Below are 14,509 nucleotides of genomic sequence, written 5' to 3'. Positions count from 1 at the left end.
GGGAGAAGGTTAAAACTTTCTCCCCGCTTTTATTGTATTCATACCTGGTTTATATTGAGAGGGATGCTTTCTTTGATAGCTTTGCAAAAAAGAGTGAGGCTATCCCCCACTGGGGACAGCCTCACACAACAACATTTTACTTTTCACGATGGTGAAAAAAAGGACTATTCTTCACAGAGTAGTTGTGTTATTAAAAAAAGTGTGCCCTACAGGGGCACACTTCATTTAAATCAATTATAAATCAAAGGTTTAATTACCTTCAGTCTTTTGAACATCCATATAAACAGCAGTCTTCACAGTACCCCACTTATAAGTTACGACTACAGGAATCTTAACCTTAAATGCTTGTACGTTGCTACCATTGTTTTTATATGTAATAGTACCATAGTCACCAACTACAGAAGAATTAGCCTGTTTGATATCAATCTGGTTAGTTACCTCAGACAATTTCTTCGTTTCGATATCGTTACCATTCATATTTGTAGTAATATTCGCAATATCAGCTACAATAGACTGAACTTTATAATAGTCATAATAAGCAGAACCATCATAAGCTACACCACTTGCACTTGTTCCCTTAGCAAACTTATAATCTCTCCAGTCAGTCAGGTAAACAAGATCAAGCATCTTCACTGTGTAACCTTCATCTGTAGCATCTACAAAATATTTACCTTCATTGGCAAATACGTTGATCGGACGCAAGAATTCAGCATTAAACTGACCGTCAGTCATCGGCAAGCGCATATTACACTTATTAGTCAATACCATGTCAAGTTTAGCAGTGAACGGAGCAACATCGTGTGCAGAGATGTTCAAGATAGCTTTAGCTTCCGGAGTCTCCTGATATTCAACGTTTGTACCAACAATCTTGGCAACCAAAGCAGTATTACCACGCAATTCTTTACCATTAGCAGTCACAGTTAACGTATATTCCTTGCCATCATTACCCATAACCTTAACATTATTGTTTTCGGCAGAGAAGATGTATTGGTAACTGATATTAGCCAACTTGAAATCATCGCTTACAGTATTATTCAACTTGAATGAAGGTTTGTTTCCTTCAAATACATTGTCAACGTTTACAGAGAATGAGCAATCGTTCGGAGTAACACCAGGAACCACAGTGTTCATTCTGATGTTATTCATATTGTTATACCAGTATTCAGTATTCTTACTGCCAGTATCGAAGCTTGCAGACGGAGACTTAACAGAAGCAGTGAATGTAATAGTTACATCCGCACGAGACTTGTCATTCTTTGGCTGATAAGTAGCTGTAGCAATCATCTGGCCATCCTTAGCAATAGCATTCAACTGATCTACATCAGTTACGGTCCAAGCCAAACAAACTGTTTCAACATTAGGATCAGCATCGTTCAGTTCTACAACTTCACCATATTCACCAGCTTTCAAAGTTGCAACCTTCTGACCAGAAGGATTAGTAGAAGTTGACTTCAATTCATAAATTGCATGGAAGTCTTCTTTGGTCAAACCTAACTTCTGATAGATATGTACATTCATTTCGTCGAATGTCAAATTCCAAGTCTTAGGTGTACACTGCAAGTTGAGGTCACCACAAGCCTTAGGATAGTCAGTACCAGCAACATCACCTCTTGTGATCATAACCTTAATCCAGCCAACATTGACAACTTCACCATTAGAAGCATTCTGCAACTCTACACGAACCAAAGGCATACGACCTACAGCAGCGATAGGATCCTCAGTAATACTACCAACCTTAGCAGTCAGTACGCTACCATTCAAGTTAGCAAAGAAACTACTCTGAAGAGTTTTGTTGTCACCCTTATAGTAGTCAGACAGACTGTAAACCAACTTCAAACCATAATCAGCCAACTTATCATTAGCGATAGTCTTATCACCTGTGCCAATCTGCTTCATTGGATTAGCGTCAGTCCATTCTGTATAGTGAGTCTCTACCCATTTAGACAAGTCGATACCTTCTTTATTATTGTAAGCAACTTCACAAAGAGGATCTTTAGCTATTGCATCTTCTGCTTTACCTACCAAGCCAGCTTTAGTGTTTGTAGCATCAGCACCATACAAGTGAGCTTTGTGTACGCCTGCATCTTGAGCATTAGCTAAAACGAAATCTTTCAAGATTGATTTGTAGATAGCAGCATAGTCAGAAGCGACAGTTTTACTACCACCGTTTACTTCTACAGTTGCTTTCAAGTTCATTACAGTAATCTTAGAAGCATCAATCTTCTGAATAGCTTCACTATTACCATTAAATACAACTTTCAAAATACCGTCAGTAATAGAACATTTTTCCAAATCAATGTTAGCGATATTGAAATCAGTAGCACGAGTACCAACGAATTCCTTATCATCTGCTGACAATACCAATTTAGAAATTTGCTTCATTGTAACACCAATCGGATTTACATGATAATAAGCTACCATATCCGGAGTTATATTGCTATTAGAAGCAGGATTAGCAGGAGCATTCCAAATTTCACCCTTTTCTGTTACAGCTTGAGTATTAACTGTCCATTTGTCATAGGTCAAATTAGTAGCTCTCATAGCTTCAACACCGCTCAAATATGCTTCTGGTACAAACACCAAACTTGTCAAAGGCAGTGCATCTTCAATATAGAAGTTAGAAGGAACGCCATTCTCAGTTACAGTATAACCAATAATCACACCATCTTTCTTAATAGAAGCGATGCTACTAGTTGCCTTCGGAATCTTAACGCCGGTTTTAGCTCCATCATACAATACTTCACCTTCAGCATTGATTGTCAGTTTAGTCGGATCAAAACTGTCTGCAACTTCAGCAGAAGGAAGAGTAGCTGATGAAACATCAGAACCATCTTTCTTCAAAATAACTTTGCCGTCCTTTATCTCAAGAGAGTACTCCGGGAGGTTTTGGGCGATCTTGCAAGAAACACTCTTATCGTTGCTATCAACGATAGTCAATGTTCCGGTTGCTGCATCGTAAGATACGCTCTTAACCCCATTGTTTCCAATAGCGGTTTTCAAGTCTGTAAGGCTTTGGTTGATTTGACCAATTTCGTTGTCAATACGCTTGATATCATCATCGTAATCCTTACAGCTGATGAAAGACGTCGTGGCAGCGAATGTCAATGCTCCAAAAAGCACCACTTTAACAAATCTTTTTCTCATAATTGCTTTTAATTTACATTAATAATATATTATTAAACACTCAGTTCCGACTAAAACATTCCCGTTACTAAAACGTTAACAGAGATAAGATACATTTGCATGTATTCATCTATCTTCCGTTACTTTATAGGTAACGGCATAAAATACCGTGCAAATATAATTGATTTTCTATAATTGTGCAAATAAAGCTGTTTTTTTTCTGATATTCACTAAAAAAACAGTAAATGTACTCAAAAAAGATTCTATTATGAAACAAAAGTTATTATTGGATATGCTATCCACTACTATTAAGGAGCTTCGAGCCAATGGGCAATGGGGCACTGCGCATGTATATCGGAGTGCCCGCAATTCTTTTTCTACATTTAATAATAATAGGGATATACCATTTAATAAATTAGATCCAACCCTATTGAAATGTTTCGAGATATATTTACGTCAACGAAAATGTAGTTGGAATACGGTTTCTACCTATATGAAAGTATTAAGGGCTGTTTATAACCGTGCAGTAGACGAAGGGTATGCTTTATATATCCCACGCCTTTTCAAGCATGTACACACAAGTGTATGTGCCGACCAACGAAGAGCCCTTGAAGCCACTGACATTGGGAATTTGCTTCAAGAAGCAGAGCAGATGCCTACCCACACCGCTTTACCTCTGGAACTGCAGCGGACGAAAATTATATTTGCACTCATGTTTTTATTACGTGGAATTCCATTTGTCGATTTAGTATATTTGCGCAAAACCGATATTCAGGGTAACGTTCTAAAATACCGTAGACGGAAAACCGGGCGTTCATTGACTGTTAGATTGACTCCTGAAGCCATGAGATTGATACGTATAGTGGCTAATACAGAGGTACAGTCTCCCTATCTATTGCCTTTCTTGTCTAGTCCGGAAGGTACAGAGGCGGCCTATCATGAGTATCAATCAGCATTACGGCTCTTTAATCATCGGCTATCTTTATTAAATAGGTATATGAAAAGTAATGCTCACCTAAGCTCCTACACTATTAGGCATACTTGGGCAACAATGGCGTATTATTGTGAAATACATCCGGGCATCATCTCGGAAGCAATGGGACACTCGTCTATTAAGGTTACAGAAACGTACTTAAAACCTTTCCAAAACCAAAAGATAGACCATGCTAATCAAGAAGTGATCTCATTCGTGAAAGGATACGCAAGTATTTTCTAAAAATCTATTCGGTAAATGATCGAATTTTTCATTCAACCGAGAAGTAAATATTTCTCGGGAGATATTCTTTTGCCTTTACTTATCCTACTTCTTTTTGCTTACATTGCACAATGTCAATGTATTACATTCATAAATACTGATATCTACAACAAAATTCCTTCATATCCGCTCTTCTTTTACTACCGTCAAAATTATTAAAGTATCCGAGAGCCAGATTCTATTTAACCATTTTAAGAAATAAAATTAACAATTGCTACTTATCAAGGCGATTATGGCAGTTTTTTCAGTTATGATATATTCTGTTACCTATAAAGTAACGGAAGATAGATGAATACATGCAAATGTATCTTATCTCTGTTAACGTTTTAGTAACGGGAATGTTTTAGTCGGAACTGAGTGTTTAATAATATATTATTAATGTAAATTAAAAGCAATTATGAGAAAAAGATTTGTTAAAGTGGTGCTTTTTGGAGCATTGACATTCGCTGCCACGACGTCTTTCATCAGCTGTAAGGATTACGATGATGATATCAAGCGTATTGACAACGAAATTGGTCAAATCAACCAAAGCCTTACAGACTTGAAAACCGCTATTGGAAACAATGGGGTTAAGAGCGTATCTTACGATGCAGCAACCGGAACATTGACTATCGTTGATAGCAACGATAAGAGTGTTTCTTGCAAGATCGCCCAAAACCTCCCGGAGTACTCTCTTGAGATAAAGGACGGCAAAGTTATTTTGAAGAAAGATGGTTCTGATGTTTCATCAGCTACTCTTCCTTCTGCTGAAGTTGCAGACAGTTTTGATCCGACTAAACTGACAATCAATGCTGAAGGTGAAGTATTGTATGATGGAGCTAAAACCGGCGTTAAGATTCCGAAGGCAACTAGTAGCATCGCTTCTATTAAGAAAGATGGTGTGATTATTGGTTATACTGTAACTGAGAATGGCGTTCCTTCTAACTTCTATATTGAAGATGCACTGCCTTTGACAAGTTTGGTGTTTGTACCAGAAGCATATTTGAGCGGTGTTGAAGCTATGAGAGCTACTAATTTGACCTATGACAAATGGACAGTTAATACTCAAGCTGTAACAGAAAAGGGTGAAATTTGGAATGCTCCTGCTAATCCTGCTTCTAATAGCAATATAACTCCGGATATGGTAGCTTATTATCATGTAAATCCGATTGGTGTTACAATGAAGCAAATTTCTAAATTGGTATTGTCAGCAGATGATAAGGAATTCGTTGGTACTCGTGCTACTGATTTCAATATCGCTAACATTGATTTGGAAAAATGTTCTATTACTGACGGTATTTTGAAAGTTGTATTTAATGGTAATAGTGAAGCTATTCAGAAGATTGATGCTTCTAAGATTACTGTAATGAACTTGAAAGCAACTGTAGAAGTAAACGGTGGTAGTAAAACTGTCGCTTCTGACTATGCTGCTATCTACAAATCAATCTTGAAAGATTTCGTTTTAGCTAATGCTCAAGATGCAGGCGTACACAAAGCTCACTTGTATGGTGCTGATGCTACAAACACTAAAGCTGGCTTGGTAGGTAAAGCAGAAGATGCAATAGCTAAAGATCCTCTTTGTGAAGTTGCTTACAATAATAAAGAAGGTATCGACTTGTCTAAATGGGTAGAGACTCACTATACAGAATGGACTGACGCTAATCCAATGAAGCAGATTGGCACAGGTGATAAGACTATCGCTAATGATAAGTTGGCTGATTATGGTTTGAAGTTGGTTTACAGTCTGTCTGACTACTATAAGGGTGACAACAAAACTCTTCAGAGTAGTTTCTTTGCTAACTTGAATGGTAGCGTACTGACTGCTAAGGTTGGTAGTATTACTGAGGATCCTATCGCTGCTGTAGGTCGTATGCCTTTGGTTCGTGTAGAGTTGCAGAATGCTTCTAATGGTGAAGTTGTCAATGTTGGCTGGATTAAGGTTATGATCACAAGAGGTGATGTTGCTGGTACTGACTATCCTAAGGCTTGTGGTGACCTCAACTTGCAGTGTACACCTAAGACTTGGAATTTGACATTCGACGAAATGAATGTACATATCTATCAGAAGTTAGGTTTGACCAAAGAAGACTTCCATGCAATTTATGAATTGAAGTCAACTTCTACTAATCCTTCTGGTCAGAAGGTTGCAACTTTGAAAGCTGGTGAATATGGTGAAGTTGTAGAACTGAACGATGCTGATCCTAATGTTGAAACAGTTTGTTTGGCTTGGACCGTAACTGATGTAGATCAGTTGAATGCTATTGCTAAGGATGGCCAGATGATTGCTACAGCTACTTATCAGCCAAAGAATGACAAGTCTCGTGCGGATGTAACTATTACATTCACTGCTTCTGTTAAGTCTCCGTCTGCAAGCTTCGATACTGGCAGTAAGAATACTGAATACTGGTATAACAATATGAATAACATCAGAATGAACACTGTGGTTCCTGGTGTTACTCCGAACGATTGCTCATTCTCTGTAAACGTTGACAATGTATTTGAAGGAAACAAACCTTCATTCAAGTTGAATAATACTGTAAGCGATGATTTCAAGTTGGCTAATATCAGTTACCAATACATCTTCTCTGCCGAAAACAATAATGTTAAGGTTATGGGTAATGATGGCAAGGAATATACGTTAACTGTGACTGCTAATGGTAAAGAATTGCGTGGTAATACTGCTTTGGTTGCCAAGATTGTTGGTACAAACGTTGAATATCAGGAGACTCCGGAAGCTAAAGCTATCTTGAACATCTCTGCACACGATGTTGCTCCGTTCACTGCTAAACTTGACATGGTATTGACTAATAAGTGTAATATGCGCTTGCCGATGACTGACGGTCAGTTTAATGCTGAATTCTTGCGTCCGATCAACGTATTTGCCAATGAAGGTAAATATTTTGTAGATGCTACAGATGAAGGTTACACAGTGAAGATGCTTGATCTTGTTTACCTGACTGACTGGAGAGATTATAAGTTTGCTAAGGGAACAAGTGCAAGTGGTGTAGCTTATGATGGTTCTGCTTATTATGACTATTATAAAGTTCAGTCTATTGTAGCTGATATTGCGAATATTACTACAAATATGAATGGTAACGATATCGAAACGAAGAAATTGTCTGAGGTAACTAACCAGATTGATATCAAACAGGCTAATTCTTCTGTAGTTGGTGACTATGGTACTATTACATATAAAAACAATGGTAGCAACGTACAAGCATTTAAGGTTAAGATTCCTGTAGTCGTAACTTATAAGTGGGGTACTGTGAAGACTGCTGTTTATATGGATGTTCAAAAGACTGAAGGTAATTAAACCTTTGATTTATAATTGATTTAAATGAAGTGTGCCCCTGTAGGGCACACTTTTTTTAATAACACAACTACTCTGTGAAGAATAGTCCTTTTTTTCACCATCGTGAAAAGTAAAATGTTGTTGTGTGAGGCTGTCCCCAGTGGGGGATAGCCTCACTCTTTTTATATGAGTTATCTGAAACAGAGCGTGTTTTTTAGCTTTACTTGCCTATAAAACTTCTCTAAGTAAATTAGATTATATTTCTCAATTAGTTTGCTACTTGGCTTTCTGTTGCTAAGATCATGATTTTTAAGAGTATTTTAAGGGGATTGCTGGAGGAAACTACTTTTTGTTCAGCAGAATTGGGGTAAGTCTGGTTAGTAAGCATTATATTTGCAATCTAAGAAAGGAGACAAGAAGTATGACAAGTATGCAACGAATGACCGACGAACAACTGCGAATGATCTTCGCCGCCTCGTGCATTGAAGCCGCAGCCCGTCGCAAAGGTATATCCCCCACTGAGATGTACCGCCGCATGGCACGCATCGGCATGATAGAGGAGTACATTCTCCCCTACTATGATTTACTGCACACTCAAAGCCGTGAGTATATAACCGATACCACTCTCGAAACCCTGCACAACTGGGAAGTTGCGGGAAAAACAATGAAAGGAGACAAACTATGAGCACTCTAGTCTATCATGGTGCAGCTGATATCGTAAGAAAGCCACTAGCATCCTATGGGCGTCCTGACCTTGACTTTGGACAAGGCTTCTACGTTACCACCCTCCGCAGCCAGGCCGAACGCTGGGCACAAATTGTCAATTTGCGCTTGTTGCGAGGTACTCCCTACCTTAACATCTATGAGATAGATATGGAACGTATCCGCCAAGTCTATCGTTGCCTGCATTTCGAAACCTATAATCGTGACTGGCTCGACTTTATCGTACACAGCCGCAAAGGATTAAAGCCCTGGCAGGAATACGACTTCGTGGAAGGAGGCATAGCAAACGACCGTGTAGTAGATACTGTGGAAAGCTATATAGCAGGAACTATGCCCGCCGAAATAGCTCTCGGACAGCTGGCACAACATCAGCCCAATAACCAGATGTGCTTGCTCAACCAGCGTCTCATCGACGAATGTCTGCACTTCAAAGAATGTCTGCCCCTAAGTATTTCACAGAAAGGAGGTAAGTTATGATAAGCGACCTTCTCCTCTGGAATAAAATAGGACGTATCATCGTGTTATTGAGCGAGCACCTCAATATCTCTTCTGAACGTGCCCTCGGTATCTTCTACGAGTCCGACACTTGTGAACGGTTGCACGATCCCGAAACGGGACTATATCTAATGGGTGACCTATATATCGTGAACGATGTAATTAGAGAATTACAGGATAAAATGGGATAGAATGATAGGAACCCTCCTCTTGCTTGTTATTAAATTGGAAGAGGTTCTTTGTATCATAAAAACAACATGTGCGGAATTTCATATTCATGTTCATTTTATATATATTGCGCAATGAAATCATATAAATTATTTAGGAATGAATAGAAATGAAATTACTTTACAGAAGATGTTCTCGATAATTATTGAGGAACTTCGCGAAAACAGCCGATGGGGGACAGCGCATATCTATCAGGCTACTTCGAATGCTTTTTCTGCATTTGTAAACAATCAGCCACTACCTTTACGTAAATTAAATTCAGCACTGCTAAAAAGGTTCGAAAATCATCTGAGACAGCGGAATTGTAGTTGGAATACAGTTTCTACCTATATAAAAGCAATACGTTCCACCTACAACTGTGCTGTTGATATGAAATATGCCCGGTATGTACCAAGACTGTTTGAACACGTATACACAGGTACGCGTGCGGATAGAAAGAAAGCACTGGAGACATCGGATATCAGCTACTTGGTTCGTGAAGCGGAAATAGGTATACGAGAGACGAACTATCTTTCTGAAAATCAGAAAACAAGAATTTTTTTTGTCCTTATGTTCATGTTGCGCGGTATTCCATTTGTTGATCTGGCTTATTTGCATAAGAGAGATTTGCAGGGTAATGTGCTGTCTTACCGTCGTCGCAAGACAGGACGAGCTTTGACAGTGATGCTTACTCCTGAAGTTATGCAGTTGATACGTATGGTGGCCGACAGAAATCAGGATTCGCCTTACCTGTTCCCTATTCTGCAGAGTGAAGAAGGTTCAGAGGCTGCATATCGGGAATACCAATCTGCCTTGAGAAGTTTTAATAGACGTTTGTCTGCCCTAAAGCAGTCTATAGGCATGAAATCAGCTCTCAGCACTTATGCAGCTCGCCATACTTGGGCTACAATGGCTTATTACTGTGAAATTCACCCCGGTATCATCTCAGAAGCAATGGGACACTCGTCTATTGCAGTTACGGAAACTTATCTGAAGCCCTTTAGTAATAAAAAAATAGATGAAGCCAATCGGATAGTAATTTCTTTTGTAAAAAGTGGCGGATATTTGGTATAAGAGATGTAGTCCATCTTTATAATACAGTTTAGTATTGTCGCATAATATTCAGATTCTTCAAAGTGCGCTTTGAGGAGAGGAAAGGTGTTGTCTTTACTGAAAACGCTTCTGCTTTCTTAATAGTGCGAAAATCAGAGTATTACACCTATTCTTAAGCTTCTCATTCTTTCTGAAATCTTCTTTTTTCTTTTTCGTATGTCTCTTTTTAGGAACGAGTTCCTCTTTTCGCATATCCATACTGATACATTTTCTCATCTCCAACAAAACAGGCTCCATACCGCTATTACAGCTTGATTGTCAACGAAATTAACAGTATTTTATTACCTATAAAGTAACGGTTCAAAAACGGCGAAGATTAACATATGAACTTTTATTATTCTTTATTTTTTAAATTTATAAATTTAAAGTTTTTTATTATGAACAAAAAATTTCTAAGTGCAATCCTGTTTGGAGCTTTAATGGTAGGCTTTACAGGAACGTTTACGTCTTGCAAGGACTACGATGATGACATTAGTAACTTGCAGGGGCAGATTGATGCCAATAAATCGGCTATTGACAAAATCAATGCCTTGGTTGACGGCGGTTCTGTTATTACTGGCGTTACTAAGACGGATAAGGGCGTCACTGTAACATTAAGTAATGGCAATTCTTTCGAACTGACCAATGGGACGAATGGAACCAATGGAGAGAATGGTACTGCTGGTTCTGTTGTGGAAATTGGTGAGAATGGCAATTGGTGGATTGACGGTAAAGATACTGGAAAACCATCTAAAGGTGACGCTACCTCTGGAACGAATGCACCTACTATTTACTATGAACCGGGTACAACTGGCAGTGAGGATGGTTTCTGGATTAAGGTGACTATTGCTGATGGAAAAACAACAAGAGAAAACACAAATTCTTCTTGGGTAACTAAAAACACAATCACTGTAGCTGAAACGGATAGCCAATACATCATTAAAGGACTGAAAGATGCTAGCGGTAAAGAATATGGCGATTTAGCTTTAAATAAATATTCTGCTTTGTTTGTATCTTCATTAACTTATATTCCTTCTGTTAAGAGTGATGAATTGGGAGATATCGTATTCTTGCCTGTTATCGGTACTGATTACAACTCTACAAAAAGCGCTGCTGTTTATGAATACAACTTGGCCAACACGAAATTCGCAACGACTTTGGTTGACGGTTGGGCAAACTTCGATTATCAAGTAAATCCGGGTTCTGTAGATCCGAGCAACTATGAAGTTGTAGGATTTACAATGCAGAGTACTTGGTACAAGGCAATGACAAGAGCTGCTGCTACGACATTGAACTTGGGTAAGATTACTCCGAGCAAGACTGGTGCTTTGACAGTAAAAGCTAATGCAAAAGACTTTGCTTTGTATTCTACAAACGTTGAATCTGCATGGAATAATCCAAGTGTATATGCTAACGTTCCTGCTGGCACTAGCAAACATGACTTCAATAACCCTGCAGGTGTAGTTGAGGAATCTCCTTATAGTGATGATATTCTGGCTGCAAACACTGCATCTCTTCGTGTTTCTAACAAGAATGAAGATGAAGCTAACATCAATGGTAGTTCTGTTGATGCTCCCTACGTAGCTGTTGCCAGAATGGTTGTTCCTCAAGAAGAAACGGCTATTGCTTTGAATGTTACTAAGTCATATATCGTAACTCCGGAAGCTGATAGAGCTGCTGCTGGTCAAAAAACATTGGACACTCCTAATTTGAAAGAATTGTCTCAGATGTATACTAAAGCAGAAGCTAATGTACAATCTTATTTAGCAAATATACCTGTTCTTTTGGATGTTCCTTTTGCTGGTACTACTGACTTGAATGAATATGTAGAGGGTATCGCTCGTGAATTTATGACATCTACTGGCTTCACATCTAAGAATAGTCAGTATTTGTTGGAGGATTTGAACTTTGATGCTCCTACTTTCAAATTTACTTTAGAAAGCTTCAAACAAGCAGAAGTTGACCAGACTACCAGATACTTGAAACTGGAAGATGGTGTAGTTTCATTCGATCAGGAAATAACTGCAGCTATCAATCGCGAACCGGTTGTTAAAGTTCAAATGTATATAGGTTCAACTTTAGTGATGACTAAGTTGTTGAAGATGAAAGTTATTAATATGGTTCAGGGTACATTGAATTATCCGACATATGACTTGGGTACTAAGACTTTAGGTTGTCAACCATTAGTAGGTATAGCAAATCAAACCTATCATTCATACAATAACCAGACTTATTCTCCGGTTAATGAAGTAGTTGATAATAAACTTGCTTTTGATTTTGATCCAGTATTTAATAAATTGGGTATGAGCAAGAGCCAATTTGTTAATACGTATACTGCGGCATATATTCCGAAGTTCACAAAAGACGGAGCTGCTTATACTGGAACAAATATTGGTGTTAATACTTTATGGATTGACGGTTCTGCGACATCTCAGAATAATTATGTATATTACGCATTAGACAACACATTGCTTCCTGGCACATATGAAATAGAATTGCATATGACCACTAATAGCGAAACTGTTGCTTATAAGGATGTTTATGTAACTGCTAAGGTTGTTATTGCATTGCCGACTATCACTGCATCACGCTATTTATATTGGTCTGATGATAGAACAGCTGAATTGAATGTAAATGCTCCTGAAACAGGCTATACTCCTACTGAATGTATCTTCAAGTCTGAATTGAACTCATTGTTCAAGACTACAAACAAAGTTCTTGATTTGACATTCAACCCGAATAAGCCGACCGCAGGTAACTATGACTGTGTACAGACTGAGTACATATTCACTAAGGACACTAAGGTTGAGAATGCTAGTGGAACAAGTGCTGCTGTAACCATTGAGACTGCTGCAGACAAAGTGCAGACTATTAAGATAGGTGCAGTAGAGATTGCTAAGATTAGTGCTCCGACAACTACAGGTCAGACAATTGAATTGGTTGAAAATGCTAAGGTGAAAGAACTGTTGAGCACAGGTGCATTGAAGATTACTAATCTCAAGCTGATTGCTACAGGCTTGTCTGAGCAAATAACAGTTAAACTGTTTGATATAAACTTCTCAAGACCATTGACATTGGCTGAAGCTGCTACTAAGAGTTTCAAGGATGCTGAGGATTTGGGTGATAATCTGAAGTTAACTGATATCATTGCATTGACTGACTGGAGAAATAAGGCCGTTGTAATTGATGGTAAGAAAACTACAGGTTTGGAAGAATTCTATGCTGTTGAATACTTCTCACCTGCAATGTTTGTCAATACTGCTGGTTTGCTGGATAACAGTAAGATCTTCACTAACTTGAAGAAGGTTGCTGGTACTGATAAATATGCACCGGATAATACAATCACAACTTTGGCTCAAGCTAAGGCAAACGACGTTACATTACCTGATTACACCAAGTTGACTGTTAAGGGTACTACTACTGCTGCTTCTTCAACAGATAGTGATTGGGTATTGAACTATAAGACTAACATGTCTACTTTGCAAGAAACTTACTACATGTGGATTCCTGTAACCGTAAGCTATAAGTGGGGTACAGTAACTGGATATGTTAAGATTGCAGTTGACCCGGTTAACTAATTGAAACTTGATTTCCTTAAACTACAGTCCGTAAAAAGACTGTAGTTTACATGGATATTAGATCGATAATCTAAATGGAATGTGCCTTTCGGGGCACATTTCTTATTAATATAACAACTACTCTGTGAAGAATAGTCCTTTTTTCACCATTGTGAAAAGTAAAATGTTGTTGTGTGAGGCTGTCCCCGGAGGATAGCCTCACTCTTTTTCTGCCACCTTGTCTCTTACCTTGCCATTCTTACCGTTTCCTGCCATTCTTTCTTCTCTTACCCCCTTGTCTGATCTTCTTATTTTTGATGTAGATCAAGAAATGTGTTATAAAACATGTTTTTCCATCTGATATCACTTGTTATCTTGAACAAAGGTCTTATTTTTGTGTTGTAAAACATATAATCAATAGGATAACAAGTTTTTTAAAGGAGGATAACAAAATGAAGATGTTAAAGAAAATTTTTAAGCACATCAGCGAGGCTGATAAACATGTATGGGGTTACTCAACGATTTATTAAACCCTTTTTTATTGTGTGTATTTAGATTTTAGTTTTAGGTATTAGTTTAATTTTTAAGGTTATGAAAAAAAAGATTTTTAAAACATGGAGAAACATTCTCGCCGAAGTAGGTCGGAACGAGATGTTGATGATGGGGTATACCCTGAAAAAGTAAGAAAGCATTTTAACTAAACTTTATGAAGCGAGGAGTACGTCCCGAAACGTACTCCTCGCTCTTTTTATACCCTCCTGAAAGGTTTTTTATTAAAAAAACAGC

8 protein-coding genes are annotated in these 14,509 nt (G+C 38.2%); 7 read left to right on the top strand and 1 reads right to left on the bottom strand.

Going from position 1 to position 14,509, the window contains the following annotated elements:
- Positions 1-249 precede the first annotated feature (249 nt).
- Positions 250-3,144, bottom strand: coding sequence for a hypothetical protein (locus HMPREF9447_RS20775; protein WP_009131756.1), 2,895 nt, complete (start codon positions 3,142-3,144; stop codon positions 250-252).
- 247 nt (positions 3,145-3,391) lie between these two features.
- Here HMPREF9447_RS20775 and HMPREF9447_RS20770 point away from each other — a divergent pair, with 247 nt between their 5' ends.
- The 7 genes from HMPREF9447_RS20770 to HMPREF9447_RS28580 all read left to right on the top strand — a co-directional run bounded on the left by HMPREF9447_RS20770 (position 3,392) and on the right by HMPREF9447_RS28580 (position 13,744).
- Positions 3,392-4,339, top strand: coding sequence for a tyrosine-type recombinase/integrase (locus HMPREF9447_RS20770; RefSeq protein ID WP_009131758.1), 948 nt, complete (start codon positions 3,392-3,394; stop codon positions 4,337-4,339).
- A gap of 436 nt (positions 4,340-4,775) precedes the next feature.
- Positions 4,776-7,670 (top strand): hypothetical protein, encoded by a 2,895-nt coding sequence (locus HMPREF9447_RS20765; protein ID WP_009131756.1) that lies wholly within the window; start codon positions 4,776-4,778, stop codon positions 7,668-7,670.
- A gap of 400 nt (positions 7,671-8,070) precedes the next feature.
- Positions 8,071-8,334, top strand: coding sequence for a DUF3791 domain-containing protein (locus tag HMPREF9447_RS20760; RefSeq protein WP_044138503.1), 264 nt, complete (start codon positions 8,071-8,073; stop codon positions 8,332-8,334).
- Positions 8,331-8,849, top strand: a complete 519-nt coding sequence (locus HMPREF9447_RS20755) for a DUF3990 domain-containing protein (protein WP_009131754.1) — start codon at positions 8,331-8,333, stop codon at positions 8,847-8,849. The genes HMPREF9447_RS20760 and HMPREF9447_RS20755 overlap by 4 nt, the downstream gene beginning before the upstream one ends.
- Positions 8,846-9,058 (top strand): DUF3791 domain-containing protein, encoded by a 213-nt coding sequence (locus HMPREF9447_RS20750; RefSeq protein WP_009131753.1) that lies wholly within the window; start codon positions 8,846-8,848, stop codon positions 9,056-9,058. The genes HMPREF9447_RS20755 and HMPREF9447_RS20750 overlap by 4 nt, the downstream gene beginning before the upstream one ends.
- Before the next feature lie 136 nt (positions 9,059-9,194).
- Positions 9,195-10,148: a tyrosine-type recombinase/integrase gene (locus HMPREF9447_RS20745; protein ID WP_009131751.1), complete on the top strand. Its 954-nt coding sequence runs from the start codon at positions 9,195-9,197 to the stop codon at positions 10,146-10,148.
- Between the two features lie 458 nt (positions 10,149-10,606).
- Positions 10,607-13,744 (top strand): PL29 family lyase N-terminal domain-containing protein, encoded by a 3,138-nt coding sequence (locus tag HMPREF9447_RS28580; protein ID WP_044138502.1) that lies wholly within the window; start codon positions 10,607-10,609, stop codon positions 13,742-13,744.
- The last annotated feature ends 765 nt before the right edge of the window (positions 13,745-14,509 follow it).

Origin of the sequence: Bacteroides oleiciplenus YIT 12058, assembly GCF_000315485.1 — a bacterium.
GTDB classification, from domain to species: Bacteria; Bacteroidota; Bacteroidia; order Bacteroidales; family Bacteroidaceae; genus Bacteroides; species Bacteroides oleiciplenus.
Note: the sequence above shows the minus strand (reverse complement) of the source record. Positions and strands in the feature narration are given on the sequence as shown.

Excerpts from the sequence above, each read along its gene's own strand:
- HMPREF9447_RS20750 (WP_009131753.1), top strand. The coding sequence starts at position 8,846 with ATGATAAGCGACCTTCTCCTCTGGAATAAAATAGGACGTATCATCGTG.
- HMPREF9447_RS20765 (WP_009131756.1), top strand. The coding sequence starts at position 4,776 with ATGAGAAAAAGATTTGTTAAAGTGGTGCTTTTTGGAGCATTGACATTC.
- HMPREF9447_RS20745 (WP_009131751.1), top strand. The coding sequence starts at position 9,195 with ATGAATAGAAATGAAATTACTTTACAGAAGATGTTCTCGATAATTATT.
- HMPREF9447_RS20775 (WP_009131756.1), bottom strand. The coding sequence starts at position 3,144 with ATGAGAAAAAGATTTGTTAAAGTGGTGCTTTTTGGAGCATTGACATTC.
- HMPREF9447_RS20760 (WP_044138503.1), top strand. The coding sequence starts at position 8,071 with ATGACAAGTATGCAACGAATGACCGACGAACAACTGCGAATGATCTTC.
- HMPREF9447_RS20770 (WP_009131758.1), top strand. The coding sequence starts at position 3,392 with ATGAAACAAAAGTTATTATTGGATATGCTATCCACTACTATTAAGGAG.
- HMPREF9447_RS28580 (WP_044138502.1), top strand. The coding sequence starts at position 10,607 with ATGGTAGGCTTTACAGGAACGTTTACGTCTTGCAAGGACTACGATGAT.
- HMPREF9447_RS20755 (WP_009131754.1), top strand. The coding sequence starts at position 8,331 with ATGAGCACTCTAGTCTATCATGGTGCAGCTGATATCGTAAGAAAGCCA.